The 203-nt window shown below is 70.9% G+C and carries 1 protein-coding gene; it reads left to right on the top strand.

Annotated features, from left to right (window positions below; translation table 11 throughout):
• Nucleotides 1-203, top strand: a 203-nt coding sequence (locus J0695_RS40175) for a M28 family peptidase (protein ID WP_206969756.1), incomplete at both ends; no start/stop codon positions are given.

Here is a 203-nt window from a genome sequence, read left to right as displayed (position 1 = left end):
CAGGGCCGCAGCGACGACGCGTCCTTCCAGTCGGCCGGTATCCCGACCTCCGGTTACGCGGCCGGTGCCGACGCCCGCAAGACGGCGGCGCAGGCCACCAAGTGGGGCGGCACCGCCAACGCCTCGTACGACTCCTGCTATCACAGCGCCTGTGACACCACGAACAACATCAGCGCCACGGTCCTGGACCGCAGCGCCGACGG

The organism is Streptomyces beijiangensis (genome assembly GCF_017315755.1).
GTDB lineage: Bacteria > Actinomycetota > Actinomycetes > Streptomycetales > Streptomycetaceae > Streptomyces > Streptomyces beijiangensis.
Note: the sequence above shows the minus strand (reverse complement) of the source record. Positions and strands in the feature narration are given on the sequence as shown.